General features: G+C 69.0%; 21 protein-coding genes and 3 CRISPR repeat arrays. Of the genes, 5 read left to right on the forward strand and 16 right to left on the reverse strand.

Annotated features, from left to right (window positions below; all coding sequences use genetic code 11):
* Positions 1-432 precede the first annotated feature (432 nt).
* Complete coding sequence (locus tag O7621_RS24850; protein WP_282231475.1) at positions 433-1,710, forward strand: helix-turn-helix domain-containing protein; 1,278 nt, start codon at positions 433-435, stop codon at positions 1,708-1,710.
* A gap of 615 nt (positions 1,711-2,325) precedes the next feature.
* Positions 2,326-2,584: a CRISPR direct-repeat array (repeat unit 36 nt; unit sequence GTCCCCGGACACACGAAAACCGCGCCGGATTGAAAC).
* A 94-nt stretch (positions 2,585-2,678) separates the two neighbouring features.
* A complete protein-coding gene (locus O7621_RS24855) occupies positions 2,679-3,518 on the forward strand; it encodes an IS5 family transposase (protein ID WP_282230447.1) in 840 nt (279 codons plus the stop codon).
* A 212-nt stretch (positions 3,519-3,730) separates the two neighbouring features.
* Here O7621_RS24855 and O7621_RS24860 read toward each other — a convergent pair whose 3' ends face one another.
* The 7 genes from O7621_RS24860 to O7621_RS24890 all read right to left on the reverse strand — a co-directional run bounded on the left by O7621_RS24860 (position 3,731) and on the right by O7621_RS24890 (position 6,809).
* A complete protein-coding gene (locus O7621_RS24860) occupies positions 3,731-4,015 on the reverse strand; it encodes a hypothetical protein (RefSeq protein ID WP_282231476.1) in 285 nt (94 codons plus the stop codon).
* Positions 4,015-4,470: a hypothetical protein gene (locus O7621_RS24865; protein WP_282231477.1), complete on the reverse strand. Its 456-nt coding sequence runs from the start codon at positions 4,468-4,470 to the stop codon at positions 4,015-4,017. Before O7621_RS24865 ends, O7621_RS24860 begins: the two co-directional genes overlap by 1 nt.
* Positions 4,471-4,609: 139 nt before the next feature.
* Positions 4,610-4,867, reverse strand: a complete 258-nt coding sequence (locus tag O7621_RS24870; RefSeq protein WP_282231478.1) for a hypothetical protein — start codon at positions 4,865-4,867, stop codon at positions 4,610-4,612.
* Between the two features lie 36 nt (positions 4,868-4,903).
* Positions 4,904-5,122 (reverse strand): hypothetical protein, encoded by a 219-nt coding sequence (locus tag O7621_RS24875; protein ID WP_278114772.1) that lies wholly within the window; start codon positions 5,120-5,122, stop codon positions 4,904-4,906.
* Positions 5,123-5,195: 73 nt separating this feature from the next.
* Positions 5,196-5,522: a DivIVA domain-containing protein gene (locus O7621_RS24880; protein ID WP_282231479.1), complete on the reverse strand. Its 327-nt coding sequence runs from the start codon at positions 5,520-5,522 to the stop codon at positions 5,196-5,198.
* Positions 5,523-5,739: 217 nt separating this feature from the next.
* Entirely contained in the window at positions 5,740-5,934 is a 195-nt protein-coding gene (locus O7621_RS24885) for a DUF397 domain-containing protein (RefSeq protein WP_282231480.1), read from the reverse strand.
* 14 nt (positions 5,935-5,948) lie between these two features.
* A complete protein-coding gene (locus O7621_RS24890) occupies positions 5,949-6,809 on the reverse strand; it encodes a helix-turn-helix transcriptional regulator (protein ID WP_282231481.1) in 861 nt (286 codons plus the stop codon).
* 253 nt (positions 6,810-7,062) lie between these two features.
* Between O7621_RS24890 and O7621_RS24895 the strand changes: the two genes are divergently transcribed.
* On the forward strand, positions 7,063-7,260 hold the full coding sequence (locus O7621_RS24895; RefSeq protein ID WP_282231482.1) for a DUF397 domain-containing protein: 198 nt from the start codon (positions 7,063-7,065) through the stop codon (positions 7,258-7,260).
* 144 nt (positions 7,261-7,404) lie between these two features.
* Here the strand turns inward: O7621_RS24895 and O7621_RS24900 are convergent, their stop codons facing one another.
* From O7621_RS24900 to O7621_RS24940, 9 genes are all read right to left on the reverse strand, one after another.
* A complete protein-coding gene (locus O7621_RS24900) occupies positions 7,405-7,647 on the reverse strand; it encodes a type II toxin-antitoxin system RelE/ParE family toxin (RefSeq protein WP_278114764.1) in 243 nt (80 codons plus the stop codon).
* A complete protein-coding gene (locus O7621_RS24905; protein WP_278114762.1) occupies positions 7,644-7,943 on the reverse strand; it encodes a type II toxin-antitoxin system Phd/YefM family antitoxin in 300 nt (99 codons plus the stop codon). The genes O7621_RS24900 and O7621_RS24905 overlap by 4 nt, the downstream gene beginning before the upstream one ends.
* A gap of 81 nt (positions 7,944-8,024) precedes the next feature.
* On the reverse strand, positions 8,025-8,315 hold the full coding sequence (locus O7621_RS24910; protein ID WP_278114760.1) for a CRISPR-associated endonuclease Cas2: 291 nt from the start codon (positions 8,313-8,315) through the stop codon (positions 8,025-8,027).
* Positions 8,312-8,590 carry a CRISPR-associated endonuclease Cas2 gene (locus O7621_RS24915; protein WP_282231483.1) on the reverse strand — a complete coding sequence of 93 codons (279 nt, stop codon included), beginning with the start codon at positions 8,588-8,590 and terminating at the stop codon, positions 8,312-8,314. The genes O7621_RS24910 and O7621_RS24915 overlap by 4 nt, the downstream gene beginning before the upstream one ends.
* A gap of 5 nt (positions 8,591-8,595) precedes the next feature.
* Entirely contained in the window at positions 8,596-9,588 is a 993-nt protein-coding gene (gene cas1 / locus O7621_RS24920; protein WP_282231484.1) for a CRISPR-associated endonuclease Cas1, read from the reverse strand.
* Positions 9,585-10,493, reverse strand: coding sequence for a reverse transcriptase domain-containing protein (locus O7621_RS24925; protein ID WP_282231485.1), 909 nt, complete (start codon positions 10,491-10,493; stop codon positions 9,585-9,587). The genes cas1 and O7621_RS24925 overlap by 4 nt, the downstream gene beginning before the upstream one ends.
* A 305-nt stretch (positions 10,494-10,798) precedes the next feature.
* Positions 10,799-11,065: direct repeats of the CRISPR family, unit length 37 nt; unit sequence GGTCCCCGGACACACGAAAACCGCGCCGGATTGAAAC.
* Positions 11,066-11,159: 94 nt separating this feature from the next.
* Positions 11,160-12,329 carry a ThiF family adenylyltransferase gene (locus tag O7621_RS24930; protein ID WP_282231486.1) on the reverse strand — a complete coding sequence of 390 codons (1,170 nt, stop codon included), beginning with the start codon at positions 12,327-12,329 and terminating at the stop codon, positions 11,160-11,162.
* Positions 12,317-12,850 (reverse strand): hypothetical protein, encoded by a 534-nt coding sequence (locus tag O7621_RS24935; protein WP_282231487.1) that lies wholly within the window; start codon positions 12,848-12,850, stop codon positions 12,317-12,319. Before O7621_RS24935 ends, O7621_RS24930 begins: the two co-directional genes overlap by 13 nt.
* Positions 12,850-13,467, reverse strand: coding sequence for an E2/UBC family protein (locus tag O7621_RS24940; RefSeq protein WP_281550654.1), 618 nt, complete (start codon positions 13,465-13,467; stop codon positions 12,850-12,852). Before O7621_RS24940 ends, O7621_RS24935 begins: the two co-directional genes overlap by 1 nt.
* Before the next feature lie 322 nt (positions 13,468-13,789).
* Here O7621_RS24940 and O7621_RS24945 point away from each other — a divergent pair, with 322 nt between their 5' ends.
* Both O7621_RS24945 and O7621_RS24950 read left to right on the forward strand, forming a co-directional pair.
* Positions 13,790-14,953, forward strand: coding sequence for a hypothetical protein (locus tag O7621_RS24945; RefSeq protein ID WP_282231488.1), 1,164 nt, complete (start codon positions 13,790-13,792; stop codon positions 14,951-14,953).
* Positions 14,954-15,285: 332 nt separating this feature from the next.
* Positions 15,286-15,685: direct repeats of the CRISPR family, unit length 36 nt; unit sequence GTCCCCGAGCACACGAAAACCGCACCGGATTGAAAC.
* A gap of 48 nt (positions 15,686-15,733) precedes the next feature.
* Positions 15,734-16,594, forward strand: coding sequence for a hypothetical protein (locus O7621_RS24950; protein ID WP_282231489.1), 861 nt, complete (start codon positions 15,734-15,736; stop codon positions 16,592-16,594).
* The last annotated feature ends 26 nt before the right edge of the window (positions 16,595-16,620 follow it).

Consider the following 16,620-nt stretch of genomic DNA (forward strand, 5'->3'; position numbering starts at 1 on the left):
CGGTGTCGGACCCGCGTTGACCATGGGCTGTCGGGTCCGTTGGTACCTGTTGTCGGGAACCTGGTTCCTGTTCAAGCTTCTCTCCTTCGCGGGAAGGACCGTCGGGGCGCTTTCGGACCGAGAAGTGCGTGTCGACCGAGACTGCGAAGCGGTGCGGCCGGCGGTTGCGTTTCGTGCCTTCGAGATCAGTCACGGACGGCAGGACCGGGAGGACAACCGGAGGACTCCACCTGGCCTGGCTGCGACTACAGAAACTAGACAGCACCAACCTCACCGCAGGTAACCCACGATGGGGCTCTCACTACGGGGGGTCACCCAATATCACGAGAAGCGATATAGTGCATCGATCGGCATGATCACATTTCGAGGAGTCGCGTGGATCCGTCGACATCGCCTCGTGGGCTACCGCGCCGTCTGCTCGGTGACCGGCGCATGGTGGAAGCTCTCGCAACCCGTACCTTCAGCACCGTCTTCAGCGCGGCGAAGGCAGCAGGGCTCAGCTTCAACGCCATCGCCGCCGCCACCGGCCTGAAGGCCGAGCGGGTCAGCCTGATCGCACGAGGCGAGGGCCGTGTCACCGGCATCGATACCATCGAACGTATCGCCGATGGCCTCCGCATCCCCGGTGCCATGCTCGGCCTCGCTGCCCGATCCTGGGAGGACGACGCCAACGACATCGCGGCAGAAACACGTTCCGCGAGGGAGGATGAGTCCATGTACCGCCGTGAGCTTCTGCGTACGGCCCTCGCCGCCGGCTTGACCGCTGCCCCGCTGAACCATGTCGCGGACGTCCTGGCCGTCGCCGACCGCGCACTGTCCGTCGGCGGCCCGGCCGACCTTTCGCGGCTGGAAGCGGCCACCGAGCAGCACAGCTTCGGGTACGGCGGACGTGTCCCCACCGACGTCCTCGCCGACCTGCTCACCGACTTCGCCGATGTCACCCAGCTGCTCCAGCGTCCGCAGCCGGCCACCACCCGGGTCGCGCTGGCCAGGATCACCGGGCAACTCGGCGGGATGACGGCAGTCGTGCTGCACGATCTCGGCAACCGGCGTGAGGCGTACGCCTGGTTCGGCACCGCGACCCACGCCGCCGCAGAGTCCGGCGACCGATCGCTGCACGCCTGGGTCCTGGCCCGCAAGGCGATGGTTCCGCTCAACTTCGGCGCGCCGCAGGCAGCAACCGAACTCGCCGAGCAGGCACGCCGGACCGCCGGCCAGGGACCGACCGCCGCCGCGACCCTGGCCGCAGCCGTCGCCGGCCGCGCCTACGCCCTCGCTGGACGCCGCGACGAAGCCAACTCGGCACTGCGCGACGCCGACCAGCTCGCCGACACTCTGCCCGAATCGGAGCGAGCCGATTCCTGGTTCGGCCACTGCGAGCAGAAGCACCACGTCCACCTGTCCCACGCCCTGAGCGCGCTCGGCGAGACCCGCCGCGCACGCGAAAGCCAGACGTACGCGCTCGCCTTGTCGGCCCCGACCAGCACACTCACCCGCACTCTGCTGCGCATTGACGCCGCCACCTGCCAGCACCGCGACGGCGACACCATCGGCGCCTGCCAGTCGGCAGCCGCTGCACTCGCCGACGCCCCCGCCCACCAGCGCACCGGCCTCACTCGCAGCCGCGCCGTCGACTTCTACCGCAAGGTGCCTGGCCCGATTCGGTCCGCTCCGGAGGCCCGAGGGCTGGCAGAAATGCTCGCCGCGTAGCACGCCGAGCCGAAGCACTGCACGAGCCGGGGTGATGATCGAACGCCGCCGTCGACGTACTGCGACACAACGGGAGCCGACAGGCTCTGCTCTGGTCCCGTCTTTCCGACTCCACCAACGTCGGTTGTCTGACACAGCTTGCTTGAAGTTCCCGACTCGGAGCATCTGTGGCCGATCAACGCCTGGCCAGCAGCTCCCGACCCGTATCTCGTTGCACAGCAGCACGACGTACGGTCCGCTGATCCGCTGCCCGAGGACGAGTCGTTTCCTCTTGCCGGATCCGACCCGGTGAGCGACAATTTCCACATCGGCCTGTCGACGACTACCGGACGGGAGGTGAGACAGCCACGCCGAGCACTGCGGCCTCCATCGAGGACGGGCAGAACATCGATGTACGCAAGATTCGGTGCCGGAGTTGCGGCGAAATGTCGATTGCGGCAACCTCCGACACGCCCGGGATCCGGGGGAGGTTGGCGGAAAGATCCCAAAGCGCGCCCGAGCTGCAAAGACTCGCCCTACAGAGATCAACTGAGCCGCCACCAAGATCATGGTGATCATGAGGTTGCCCTCCGAGCCACCTGTTTGCCCAGCTCAGACCGCCCGACATTTCGGACACGGGTCCCCGGACACACGAAAACCGCGCCGGATTGAAACAAACACCCCGGGTGCAGGGCACACGGTACGCCCGGGTCCCCGGACACACGAAAACCGCGCCGGATTGAAACCTGTAGCCGTCTACTAGCGGCGGCTACCTACTTCTTGTCCCCGGACACACGAAAACCGCGCCGGATTGAAACGAAAGCTCCCGCAAAGAGTATCTGCGGTTCGATCTCCCCGGGTCCCCGGACACACGAAAACCGCGCCGGAATAGAAGCAGCCAAAGACGTCAGGACTGAGTGAGTGTTTGCGATAGGTGTGTCGGACGGCGTGTCCGTTGGTGGGGATGGGGTTGGGTCGATCTACCTGGTGTGGCGCGAACCCCTACCTACCCCTCGGACCTGACCGACGCCCAGTGGGAGATCATCGAGCCGATGCTCCCGTTGATCAAGGAGCCCGGTCGCCCGCCGAAGCATCCGCGTCGGGACATCGTCGACGCGATCCTGTACGTGGTGCGGACCGGCTGCTCGTGGCGGCAGTTGCCGGCGGACTTCCCGCCGTGGGAGACGGTGTACGGGCAGTACCGCAAGTGGGAACAGCGGCGGGTGACCGAGCGGATCGTCGACCGGCTGCGCGAGGAGGTCCGCCTCCAGGCCGGGCGTGATCCGGACCCGTCGGCGGGGATCATCGACTCGCAGAGTGTGAAGGGCGCGGACACCGTCGGGTCCGACAGCCGTGGGTACGACGCGGGGAAGAAGATCAACGGTCGGAAGCGGTTTGTGGTGACCGACACGATGGGGCTGCTGGTGACGGTGTGGGTCCTGGCGGCGTCGTGGCAGGACCGCGATGGTGGTCGGGGTGCGCTGGTCGCGGCGGTGGCGGCGGTGCCGTCGATGCGGTACGTGTTCGCTGATCAGGGCTTCGCCGGCGGGTTCGTGGAGTGGGCGCGGCGGGTGGTGTCGACCACGGTGGACATTGTGCGTAAGCCTGCCGGGCAGCGGGGATTCGTGGTGCATCCGCGCAGGTGGGTGGTCGAGCGCAGTCTGGCGTGGTTGACGGCGCATCGCCGGTTGGCGCGGGACTACGAGCGTGATCCGGCGGTGTCGGAGGCGATGGTCCGGTGGGCGGCGATCAACCAGATGCTGCGCCGGTTGACCCGCGGCGGCCCGGCCCGCCGACAACAACGCCGCGCCTACGACTGGCCCGACTGACACCTATCGCAAACACCCTCTGAGAGCACCCGAGTCGAATTCAGGGCTGAGTGTCAGCGCGGTGGCGGTGGAGTGGCCGTGTAGACGGCGGTAGGGCACTGGGCCGAGCGGCCGTCCGCGTGCTCGGAGGCAGACGCGGGGGCGTCACCGCCCGTCGGGTGCCCGGTGCCCAACCGCCCACCAGGGCTACGGCGGTTACGCGCCCCGGGGGTCTACGGCTGCTCGGTGGCCGGGAAGTCGGCGCCGTTGGGCGGCTGCCGGCGCTGCACCACACCGGGGCGGGTCAGCGCTGATTTGTAGACGCCGATCGCGGCCATCCGCCCGTCCCTCCCCGCCAACGTGATCGTCGCCAGGATCCCGACCACCGGAGAATCGGCGTCGTCGAGGCCGTACCGGATGTCGGAGACCCGGACCGTCATCGACCGGTCGCCGAACATCCAGTCGGCCTTACCGAGATGCAGCGTGTCGCCCACCCGGATCAGATCGCGGTCGGTCATCAGTCGTCCCGCCCGTCGTGGACGTACCCGTCCGGCCAGAGCCCGGCGTACTGCAACACCGCCCGCACCCGACGCGCCTTGACCTGATCCCAGCGGTCCAGCACGGCCAACGCGCTGGTAAACGGCGGACAGAACGCCGCCACGTCACACACCCGACACTCGGCCAACCGACTCGGCATGTGCCCGGCTACCGTCTCCCGCGCACGGTCCAACGCATCCGCGTCGGGCCGGTTCCGCATCGCCGCCGCCACACCGTCCAAGGGCGCCCGCTGTGGATCACCGTCAGGTGCCGCCACCCCACGAGCGGCCAGCAACCGGAAGCGCGGATCACGCTCGATGTCCGTCTGCCCCGGCGTCCGTCGCGGCAACGGCGGCCGATCCGGCGTCGGACCAGAGTTGACCCTGACGTACGGGGGCAGATGGTGTCTGCTGGCGGGGCCTTGGTTCCCGGTCACGTTCCCTCCTGGATGAGCGCGTAGTAATCCTCTTCGTACTTCCTATGTGGATCGGTTAGGTCGTCTCCTACTTGGCCGCCAGTCAGGCAGCCACGACCCCCTCGACACTCGCCATCAGAAGGGAGTCGGTGCGAGGACGTCAGTGCGGCGGCGGTGGAGTGGTGGTTAGTTCGCCGCGTTTGGGGCACCAGCGGCTCTTGACCCGGAACGAGAACAGCCCGGCCAGGAACCGGAGCAACGCGGCGCTGGTCAACGCGCAGATGTCCATGATCGTCTGCCTTCTCTCGCAGCAGTGCGGGGGTAGGGGTCGGACCGGTGGTTGCCGCCAGCGGCCCGACCCCAGCTCAACAAGGGCAGTGGCGCTCAGCCCGGCGATGAGATCGACCGCCGTCGCCACCGCCGCTGCGGTGGGTTCCGGGCCGGATGACCGGCATCAGCGCCACCACCCGATGAACCGCGAGTACAGATAGCCGCACCGGTAGTCGGGCAGGTCCGCCATCGCGTCCAGCAGACACGTCGCCATGTACACCGACAGCGACACCACCGCACCCGCGTACTCGGCCAACAGCTCCCGCCGCCGCGTCTGACACGGCCACGGCAAACCGCAACCAGCGCACATCCAGGTCGGGCGTACGGGACGATGCAGCGTCATCCGAACCTCCTCCAAACTGGACCTGGGACATGACGTGAGCCGGGGCGCACCCATGCGGGGCAGGGTTCGACGCTCACCACCGCCCCCGATTCGGTGGGTAGCGCGCTTGACCGGCGCTGCCCGCCGACGGATCCGGCCGGGGCGGCGGGTCGTTGAACCGGCAGCCGACGTGCCGCTGGCGCCACTGCCGGAGACCTTCGCGGATGCGTTCGGCCTCGACCCGCTCACCAGCCGCCAAACCGGCCAGCCGATCCAGCTCATCGGCGACCTGGTGCAGGTACGCGTACACCTCCTGCGGGTCCAACCCGCGCCACCGCCGGCTGAACCGGACCGCCCTGACCCGCCACGACTCGGCCCGCCCGGCTGTCGCACCGCTCTCCGCCGTCACCGCGACCGCCACCTACCGACCACGTCTCGCGGACGAAACGACGGCGGACCGCGAAACAGTGTCGCATCTGTGGAATGTTCCAGCATCGGCACTGTTACAGGATGCATCCGGCGGACACCCGATGCAAGAGGCATCCACCACCGTCTCCCCCACCCGGACAGACGAAAGCGGTGCCCGGAATAACCCGGACACCGCTCGGTGTGGCCTCAGCCAGCTGCGTTAGCGCAGGTCACCCCCGCCCGGCACGCAGACTGTGGATCAATAAGGCAAACGACGTACGGCTGAAATCAAGGACCGGCCCCGCCGGACCCGCCTTGCTGTCCCGGACGCCCACCCGAACATCCGTGACGTTCACCTCCACGCAGTTGTCGTCGCCGCCGGACCGCGTGGACTTGCGCCAACCTGTGGCTAGAAAGCTGCTCATGCTCCCGATTCTCCTCACCGACCCGCCCCAGCCACACCCCGGAGCAGCCCGGCGCTGTCCTCAGCCGGCAACGCCGACTCCCACACCCGACCGAACAGATCCGCATAGGGCGCCACCTCATCCGGCTCGGTATAGACCAGGTCGACCGTTTCGGTGTCCACCGCGACCGCGTCCGGATCACCACCACCGAACCGGTACACCGTGAACGGCGACCTCGGCAACCAGTAATCCCGCAGCTCAGCGCCCTGCGGCAACACCCGCACCGACACCCGCCCGGACCCCTCGGCCAACGTCGCCAGGTGCAGCAACTGCTCCCGCATCACCTCCGGCGGCGCAGCCGGCCGCCGCACCGCGACCTCCTCGACCACCACCTCATACCGAGGACCGTCCGGCCGCGCCAACATCCGCTGCCGCATCATCTTCGCCTCCACCGTCCGATCAAGGTCGGCCGACGGCAACCGGGCCTGCTTGAACGCCAACTCCGACCGCGCCCGCGTGTACGCCGGCACCTGCAACAACCCCGGCACCACAAACGACTGATACTCACGGATGCTCACCGCACCGTGCTCCAGATTCGCGTAGACCGCCTGACGCCGACCCATCCCCGACCCGTACGACTCCCACCAACCACGCTCGGCGGCGTCGTTCGCCATCCGCACCAGCTCGTGCCACCGCTCACCGTCAACCGACAACGCGCCCAGGATCGCGCTCACATCCGACACCGACGGCACCCGATCCGCCGTCTCGAACCGGGACAGCTTCGGCCGCGACATCTTCGCCGCCCGCGCCAACTCCTCGGCGGTCAGCCCGGCCTCCTCCCGAAGCCGCCGCAGCTCCTTCGCCAACCGACGCCGACGCACCAAGGGACTACTCAACCCCACACCCCATCCGTTCCACCTACCAGCAATGTTCCACCACTCGGCAACGAGCGAACCTACCGCCAATCACGGTCAACCGACACCCAGGAACCTCAACGTGGAAGACCCTCGCCGACGCCGCCTACCCCGACGGCCCCGACGCGGTCCGGGCATACACTCGGCTCTGGGAAGGACTCACCTCCGCCGCCCTCGGCCCAGTCGAGTCCCGCACCCTCATCCAACGGATCGCTGACGACACCGGAGGCTGATCATGAACACGCCGCACCCCATCTGGCGCAAGTCCAGCCGCAGTGACAACAACGGCGGCGCCTGCGTCGAGGTCGCCAGCCTGCCCTCCACCACCGCAATCCGCGACAGCAAAGACCACACCGGCCCGGTCCTCACCTTCACCACCACCGGATGGAGCGCCTTCATCCGCGCGGTCAAGACCGACGGGTTCAACGCCTGAAGCAACCCTGCGCCCGTACGGCGATCGGCGGTCGAGACAGCCGGAAGTTACTCGGCCGCACCTGTCCGCAGAAGGTGCTGCCCGACCGGCCATCGGTCCCGACCCCGTCGCGGCCGATGGCGGCGTACCCGCTGTCAGGCTGATTCAGGAGTAGACATCCTTGCGGTGGCCGACCGCATGGATGATCAGGTCGTCGCCGTCGATCCGGTAAAGGACCCGGTAGTCACCAACACGCAGCCGTCGGCCCGATCCGTCACGGAGCTCGGTCGAACTTTGCGGTAGAGGATCGGACACCAGGTCAAGGATCGCGCCGAGGACCGTCAGGAAGACGTTGCGCGGCTGCTTGTGCAGCCAGACCAGCACGTCCCGGTCGACTTGAACCTTCACGCCGCCGCACCGTCGGTGCGATCGGCCAGCAACGCTTCGACTTCACGAGGATCGACCCCGAGCGATTCCAACGCCGCCGACAGCGGCACGAACTGCCCCTCGGCACGGGAGCGGGCAATCACCGCAGCGTCCTTGCTGTCCCGGAATGCTTCGAGCTCTTCCCACTCGTCGATCCCCACCAGTACGGCCACCGGCCGCTCGTACTTGGTGATGACGACCGGCTCACGGGTGCGCTCGACCGACTCCAGCACCCGGCCCGCACCATCGCGGAACTCCCGCAGCGTGATCCTCTCCATGCACGGACTGTACCACGCGGTACCGTGCCGCCTCTTAATTGGCGAGATGTGCCCGTCCCGTTTTCGGGCGGCTGTTCGCGTTCAGTGGGCGGTCCAGCCGGGTTGGCGGGTGAGGCGGTGCGGCTGGCGGGCCGGCAGCCACCTGGCCCGGCGGGCGCAGTCGGGGCACGGGGCGTGGCCGTGGATCCGGTCCGCCGGGCCGGCGACCGCGGCCAGGTCGGCGACGACCCGCGCCGCAGTCAGGTTGACCTCCGGTGGCACCAGCCACCCGCTGTACTGGAAGCGGTCGGCGATCGGGCCGAGCCGGGCGCGTACCTCGGCGCGGCGGCGGTCGTTCACGATGTCGTAGACGACGAGCACCGGCCGGTTCACCAGCCGGCCCAGCCCTGCTCGGGGAGGACTTCCAGCGGTACGCCGTACCCGGCGGTTTCGCAGTCCGGGCAGGACGGCAGGGCCAGCAGGTGCCCGCCGCCGGTGAACCGTTCGGCACTGGCGGCGAGCAGCCGGTCCAGGTGCGCGTCACCGATGTGGATGGTGAAGACGCTGTACAGCACCCGTACGCCGTGGCGGCGCAGCAGCGTCGTCAGCTGCCGGCGGTCGCGGTCGTCGGGCAGGTCGAAGGTGATGGTCCACCAGCTGGGCTGCATGACGGTCACCTCCAACGGAACGGCCGGTACTGCGCCTGCTCGTCGAGCAGCCAGCCGCGCAGCCGCAGCGCCTGGCGGCGTACCAGTTGGTGGTAGGTCGGCTGGTCGGCGGGGGCCGGCCATTCGCGGGCCGGCATGGCCAGCCGGGCCTGATACCGCGAGATCAGCGCGGACGTCGCGCCGGGTGTCAGGTGGGTGCCGTCGAAGTCGGCGTCGGTCACGGTACGCAGACCGAGCATCGCCAGTACGGTGCTTTCCAGCAGCGCCGGCCGCCACTCCTCCATCAGGTCGAAGGCGAGGGTGGGCCGGCCCCGGCTCGGGGTGTGCAGGAACGACAGGTACGGGTCGAGCCCGGCGGCGAGGATCGCCCCGTGCACGGTTTCCCGCAGCAGCGCCGAGCAGTAGTTGATCAGCGCGTTGGTCACGTCGCGGCGGCTGCGGTCGCGGGCGGCGAAGCCGTACTCGGCTGGGGTCATCACCCGGATGGCCCGGAAGTACGCGCCGGCCGCCGCTCCTTCGATGCCGATCAGTTGTGCCAGGTCGGTCGCGGCGCTGGCGGCCTGCTCGAACTCGGCGAGCCGGGTGACCGCCGCCCACACCGTCGCCGGGTCGCCGCTGCGTTTCGCGCGGCGGCGCAGCAGCGTCGCCTGGTTGGCGATCTTGGCAGGGATGACGGCGCGGGCCAGGTCGAGCCGGGCGGCCGGGTCGCGGTGCCGGTCGAGTTGACGCAGCCGGGCGGCGATGTGCCCGGCGGTGGGCGGTTCGAGCCGACCCAGCGGGCGGCCGGTGCGGCTGAGCAGGATCAGCGGGATGTCGTGGGCGAGCATGCTGTGCATGGCGTGCGGCGTGACGGTCACCCGGCCGGTGGTGACGACCTCGCCGACCATGGTCAGCGGCGCGGAGGCGCGCAGCACACCGTCGCGGTGCACGACGAGCCGGCCGTCGCGCCGGCCGAGGACACAGTCCGGGCCGATCACGTGGAACGCCTTGCCGATCATCGCCGGCTCCCGTTGCTGGCCGGCAGCTTGCCCCGCTGCGGCGTGTTGAGCAGCGGGTGGGTCCAGTCCGCGTTGGGCTGCTCGGGCCGGCCGTGCTCGCCGTCGAACACCCAGCCGAGCATGCTGAACCCGGCGTCGAACGTGGTGATCTGCGTCTTGTCCGGGTGCAGCCGCAGGTTGAGCGCGGCCAGCTCGGCGCCGATCTGCCGGGCGCCGCTGATCGCCGCGTCGAGGTCGAGGCAGAACAGCGCCAGGTCGTCGGCGTAACGCACCAGCCGGCCGTGCCGGCCGTCGACCCGGGCGTCGAACTCACGCAGGTAGAGATTGGCCAGGGTCGGACTGATCGGCGCGCCCTCGGGAACACCCCGGACCCGGGTACGCAGACCGGCGGCGGTCAGCATCGGCGCGGTGAACCAGCCGCGTACGATCCGGCTGACCGCCGGGTCGGCGAGCCTGCCGCTGACCATCTCGTGCAGGAGCTGGTGGTCAACGCTCGCGAAGAAATCGGCGATGTCCGCGCGGACCACGTAGCGCAACCCCTTGTCCCGGTACGCGAGAGCCATCGTCAACGCGTCCACCCAGGAACGACCCCGCTGGTACGCGAAACTGACCTCGGCGCGGCGGGTCTCCCACCGGTCGCCGGCGACGTGCAGGAAAGCGCGCTGGGCGACCCAGTCGGCGACGGTCGGAATGCCCCGGTCGCGGCGCTCGCCACCACGGGTGACGGTCATCAGTCGAAGGGGTTGCGGGGTGTATTCGCCGCTGCGCAGCAGCGCGGACAGCGACTCCAGTCGTGGGCCGAGGTGGTGGGCGAACTCGGCGACGGTCACGCCGTCCGCTCCGGCGAGTGCGGTGCCGGCGGCGACCCGCGACCACGCGGCCCACAACGTCGGCTGGTCAGACATCCGACTCAACAGCCGGGAAGGAGAGGTATTCATGCCGAGATCGGACGGACGAACTCCGATAGAATCGGTGGCATCGACGTCACCGCCGAGATCAACAGGAGCTTATGTCCGGAAATGCCCCTTGCGACAACCTCCGACACGCCCGGGATCCCGGGTAGGTTGGCGGAAAGATCCCAAAGTGCACCTGAGCTGCGAAAACATGCCCCATGGAGATCACCTAAGGCTCGTCCAAGATCATGATCAACAAGAGGTTGCCCCCGGAGCACCATGTTGCCCAGCTCAGACCGCCCGACATTTCGGACACGGGTCCCCGGACACACGAAAACCGCGCCGGATTGAAACGATCACCCGGAAGCGGGTTTTGGAATAAGCTATTCCGGAAGGTCCCCGGACACACGAAAACCGCGCCGGATTGAAACTCCGCCCCCAGGGCGGTCGGGTAAAACTGATACTTTCCCAGGTCCCCGGACACACGAAAACCGCGCCGGATTGAAACCTGCGCTGCCAGGTGAAGAGCGCCGCCGGGATCGCCGTGGGTCCCCGGACACACGAAAACCGCGCCGGATTTGGGCAAGCAAAATGCCTGTCGGGGTGTCAGCGAGTGGCGTACCACGACGGTGCAGCATTGATCCTTGGTGCACGGCAGCGCGTGATCCCGTCAGGGGATCAGAATCCCGTGACGGGATCACGCGAAATCGCATCGGTTCTATCGAGAGCCGGCGTTAGCCGGGCTGGGATCAGGTGTCGTGGTGGCGGGACTCGTTGCGCGGGCCTGGCTCGCCGGGTGACGGATATCGGGATGGCTGGGTGTTCGGGCTCGGTGATGCTCCGGCAGCGTCGTGGGCCGCTGGAGGCGCGGTCGTCCGGGCCACGGACGGTGGGCCCGCGGCGTCGCTGAGCCCGCGTGGGCGAGTCCGGCCCGCAGGCCAGGCACTCCGGGTCGCGGTCGGCGTCCAGCACCGTCGTTTCGTTCGCCGTCGCGTCCACCGACAGGTACCGCACCGGTGACCGCCACGGCGAGACATAGTTCAGCAGCTCGCCGACGGCGTACCCGGCGATGATCTGGTTGAGGAAAACCACGCTGGGCGTCGGCTCGGCCGGATCGTCGACCCGGTATCCGGCCGCCCGGCGCGCAGCGGCCAACCCCGGGTCAAGCTCGGCGTCCACCAGACGCGGGTCGTAGCCGGACAGGCAGAGCAGACACGGGCCACCGGGGCGGACCACCGCCAGATGCCCGCCGGCTTCCAGCCGTACCCGGGAATTGGCTTCTTGGTTGTGGTCGTCGGGCGGCTCCGGCCGGGGTGCCGGTCCCAGCTCGACCCCGACGTCGAGATAGCAGCGGGCGTACTGCACCGCCAGCCGGTTCACCGCCCAGCGTGGCGCGTGCCCGTCGACCGCGCCGACGATCACCTCGGCCGGGCGCACCTGCTGCCAGACGACCGGATCGAGGATGCTGCCGGCGATGCCGCGTACCCGTACCTGCGGGTTGATGGTCCGGACCGTCCGGGCCGCGACGGTGACCTTGGTCGCCGCCCGCGCCACGTCGGCCGGCTTCGCACCGACCAGACGGTTCAGGTTGGTGGCGGTGACCGTGTCCGGGTCGACCAGCAGCAGCCCACCCACCCCCAGGTGGGCCAGTGACTGGACGACCTGGCTGCCGACGCCGCCAAGACCGACCACGGCGACGGTCAGCTCGGCGAGCCGGCGCTGCGTGTGCGGACCGAACGCCCGAACCTGCCGGTCGTAGCGGTCCGCCGGGGTCGGCCCGTTGGCACCGGCCTGCGGGTCCGGCCCACCGGCCGGTGCGGTCAGGATCGGTGTGGTCAGAATCGGCACAGTTTCACCTCGGTCAGGTCGTCGTCGCCGAGCAGCACCAACCGGTCGAGCATCCGCAGCGTCCCGTCGTCCGGGTCGGTGTACGCGCCGGCGACCGACGCCTGCCCGAGCACCAGCGACGCCACCCCGACCGGCGGCGCGGCCGGCATCCGGTCGAGGAACTCGGTGTGCGTCTGGCGCATGTTCTCCACGTCGAGGCCGGAGAATCTGACGGTGTCGTCGGCGAACGGATGGCTGTGCACGTCGACCAGGGACAGGCCGGTCTCGAAGCAGGCGATCAGCACCTCCCGGGTCAGCCAGGCGGCGACTTCGATCCGTACGCCGTTCTGCACCGACAGCGCGTCGTCCGGGATCGGGATGGCCCGGGTGACCAGCAGGTCGGTGACGGCTCCGGTGCCCCACGGGTTGGTCCACCGGCCGGCGCGGGCCAGCAGGTAGGCGCCGCGTTCGTCGTCGCTGTCGCGCAGATGCCGCCGTACGGTGTCCCAGGTGTCGTGGCTGATCCGCAGCACGCAGGTCATCAGTCGACCGTGCCGAGGTAGGTGCGGATCGCCTCGACGTAGCTGACCAGCGAGTCGAAGCGCGGATCCCAGTTGCGTTCGGGGTCTTCCAGGCAGTACCAGCGGTAGCCCAGCTCGGCGTAACGGTTCTTGTACGCCGAGAAGTAGTGGGCGGGTTGCACGAGCGCGCGGCCGTCACGGCGGCGCAGATGGTCACCGAGGAAGAAGCCGTCCGGGGCGGTCTCCGGGTAGGTGGCCGGTGGCACGATCAGCACGGTGGTGCGGTCCGGCTCCCAGTGCGGCGGCAGCCGGAACTCGGGGATGTGCAGCCAGGATTCGTCGTCGGCGACGGTCAGCCCCGGGTACGCGTACGCGAGCTGGGCGGCTTCGTGGCGGATGCGCAGCCGCCTCGGGTCGAGCGTGGTCATCGCCTTGGAGTGCCGGGCGTGGTGGGTGAACTGCTGCTGATCGGCGACGCGGATCCGCTGGTCGTCGGGGACGATGACGTTGCGGTCGTCGTCCTGGCGGACCAGGACCCGCTCCTGCGGCAGGCCGGCCGCCCGCTTGATGTCGCGGCCGGACAGCATGTCGTCGATTACCGGTACGTCGACCCCGTTGATCCTGATCGTCTTGCCCATGTCGTCCTCCGGTTGCCGGGGTTGCTCCTACCTGGAGCAGATGGACGAAGTGGCAGCGCAGTCCACCAGGTGGACGTGTGTGGACGGTCACCGGCCTCGGATCGACCTCCAGTTGCTACCATCGAGTAACCACACGTATGGTATTCGCATGAACACCAGGAGTTAGACTCACTGGTTGCCGCGACCATCGTCCACGGCCCGCGGGCCGGCGCCCTGGGCGGTCGCTCCCACCACATCACGACACCGGTGTCGTCCGGCGGGCACCCAGCCCGCCCGCTCATCCACCCCGCTGTTCTCCTGCGTCGCAACGGGAGGCACCTCGATGGACACCGCACTGCGCTCACCGGAAGACCCGAACGACACGTACGCCTTCTTCTTCCTCGCCGTCGTCCGCGCCATGACCCACCACCTGGGGATGGTCATCGCCCGCACCGTGCACGGCACCAGCCACTGCGTCGACAGCCCGCGCGCCGCCAACCGGTGGCTGCACCTGTGCGCCAACTGCGCCGACGTACGCGACGAGCACATCCGCCGCCAGTTCGACCGACTACGGCGCAACGCCAGCGACCACGGCACCGCCGGCGGCACCGCCGGCACCGGCGTCGGCGGCACCGGCGTCGGCGGCCCGACCCGGATCGAGGAGATCAACCAGGTGGTGTCCTTCCTCTACGGGCCACAGGCGTCGAGGGTCGACCCGGACGCCGCCGGTGCGGACCTGCTCCGCTACGCGCACCACCCGGACCGGGCCAACGCCGACATCGCTCCGTGGCTACGCGCCGTCTACTGGCAGTTCGTGCACCAGGACCAGCGCCAGGCCATCGCCGAACTGCGCCGCAGGTCGGCGACCGCGCGCGGCATGCACGCCCGCCCCGAACGGGACCTGACCACCGCCCGCTGGGCAGCGCCGCTGGCCGCCGACCCGGTCGGCCTGGACCTGCTGATCAGCTTCGTGATCGGGCTGCGCGACCAGGTCGCCGACCCGTGGCGGATCCCGCACGCGGCGGCTAAGCACGGACTCACCGACCAGCAGGTACGCCTGCGTCTGACGGCGGCCGTCGACCTGCTCCGGCAGATCAACCCGAGTTTCTACGAGGCGAACGTCGCCGCCGCACTGCACCGCCGCGCCGATCGACTCGACCCGTGCGACGACCTGCCGGGTGCCCGGCCGATCCGCGGCACCGCCCCGGGCGACCCGGCCGAGCGGTACGCCGACCCCGGCGACACTCCCCGACGGCATCGCCGCCGCCAGGTGCTGCTGCGGCTGCTGGCCAACCCGGCCGTACGCCGCAGCGGGCTGCCGAAGCTGCTCGCCGAGATGTGCGATGTCGCGCTCGAACGGTCCGCCGTCGATCTGGAGAAGTCCTGCGCACGACGACTGCGGCTGCCGGCCGACACAGCCCGTAGGCGGCTGGAAATCCTCGCGGTCCTCGTCGCCGGTGCCGGTGTCGAGTGGCTGGACGATCTCCTATCGGAACCGCCCGGATAGCCCGGGTATCCGGGGAGTGGGTGGGGCGGCGGAAACCCACCGCCGCCCCACCCACTCCCCTATTCCGTCACTGTGGACGAGCGAATAGACTGGAGCGTGGCAGACCCACCAGGGCCACCCAGGGAGGTGATTGGTCCGGAATGCCCGTTGCGACAACCCCCGACACGCCCGGGATCCGGGGTAGGTTGGCGGAAAGATCCCAAAGTAAACCTGAGCTGCGAAAACATGCCCGCCAGAGATCATCTAGCAGCTTCCCAAGATCATGATCAACAGGAGGTTGCCCCCGAGAGCCCTTGTTTCCGCAGGTCAGACCGCCCGACATTCCGGACACGGTCCCCGAGCACACGAAAACCGCACCGGATTGAAACTGACCTTCTTCCCCTCAGAGGCGAGGCCATCAACGGCGTGTCCCCGAGCACACGAAAACCGCACCGGATTGAAACCTTCGGCTTCTCGGCCTTCGGCTTCTCTTCCTTGGCCATGTCCCCGAGCACACGAAAACCGCACCGGATTGAAACCTCCCGTACACGCGGGGGTCGTATGCGACCCCCTGGTCCCCGAGCACACGAAAACCGCACCGGATTGAAACGGGCCAATCACACCTCGTTGTGAGCTGACCCGCCTGAGGTCCCCGAGCACACGAAAACCGCACCGGACTGAAACCCGGGGTCCTCGATCTCTTCGCCCTTGTCGTCCTGTCCCCGGACAAACGGAACCGCACCGGACTGAAACTTGGTCACCAAATCTAATTGACCTGCGCCTCTACCCGCTGGACACAAGGTGAAGATCGCTTATCTGATTCTTGCGACGCTGGCCGGCCTTGTCGGTGCCGTATTCGGTTCGTGGCTGGGCTGGCAGACGGCAGGGCCGACCACCGACACGGCGGCAGCCCGACAGGTGGCCGCTGTCGCGTTTCCCGGCGTCGAGGCGGGTGAGCCAACCCGAAACGGTGACCGGCACGGGTTTCCGCCGGCTGTCGACGGTGACTGGACCCTGCTCGTCGGAGGTGACGGCTACGTCGCCGGGACCGTCAGGGTGCCGTTGCCGTTCGGTCCGGCGTCAACCGCCGACGGCCGTCTGGTCAGCGAGGCGGTCGACCGGCTCACGGCTGCCGGTTGGGATGCCGGGCGATTCCGCGCCCGAGGTGACTACGACGCTTTCACGGCGACCCGGGACGGTGTCGCCGTGCGGCTGTCTGCGCGGGACGCCACGAGCTTCGTGATCGACGTTGGCCGCGCGCGGCCGTGGTGGGTCTGGCCGCTGGCGGTCGCCGGGTTCCTCGTCGCCCTGATCGCCACGTTGTTTGTCCTCCGGCAGCTCGATGCGCACACCACAGGACGCGCCTGGGTCCGAGCCGTCACCGTCTCCTTGCTCGGGGCTGCCGCCGTCTTGAGCCTGCCCGCTCTGGCGGTGGGCGGGCTGGCCACCAGCCATGCGGCGATCACCGGCGGCGACCCGTGGGCGCCGCCGTGGCTCGGCTTCACGATGGTCGGCCTGCGCCCGATGGCGTGGCTGGCCGGGCTGCTCACGGTCACCGCGACCCTCATCGCCACCGCACCACCGACGCGAACGCCGGCGACCGGCTGTGAGCGAGGTGCCGCGTACCCGAGCCAGGAAACCCATGATGCTTCCGTGGCTTGATGCCTCAGGTGCATCTTGATGCACCT

It is taken from the genome of Solwaraspora sp. WMMD937 (genome assembly GCF_029581175.1).
Classification (GTDB): Bacteria; Actinomycetota; Actinomycetes; order Mycobacteriales; family Micromonosporaceae; genus Micromonospora_E.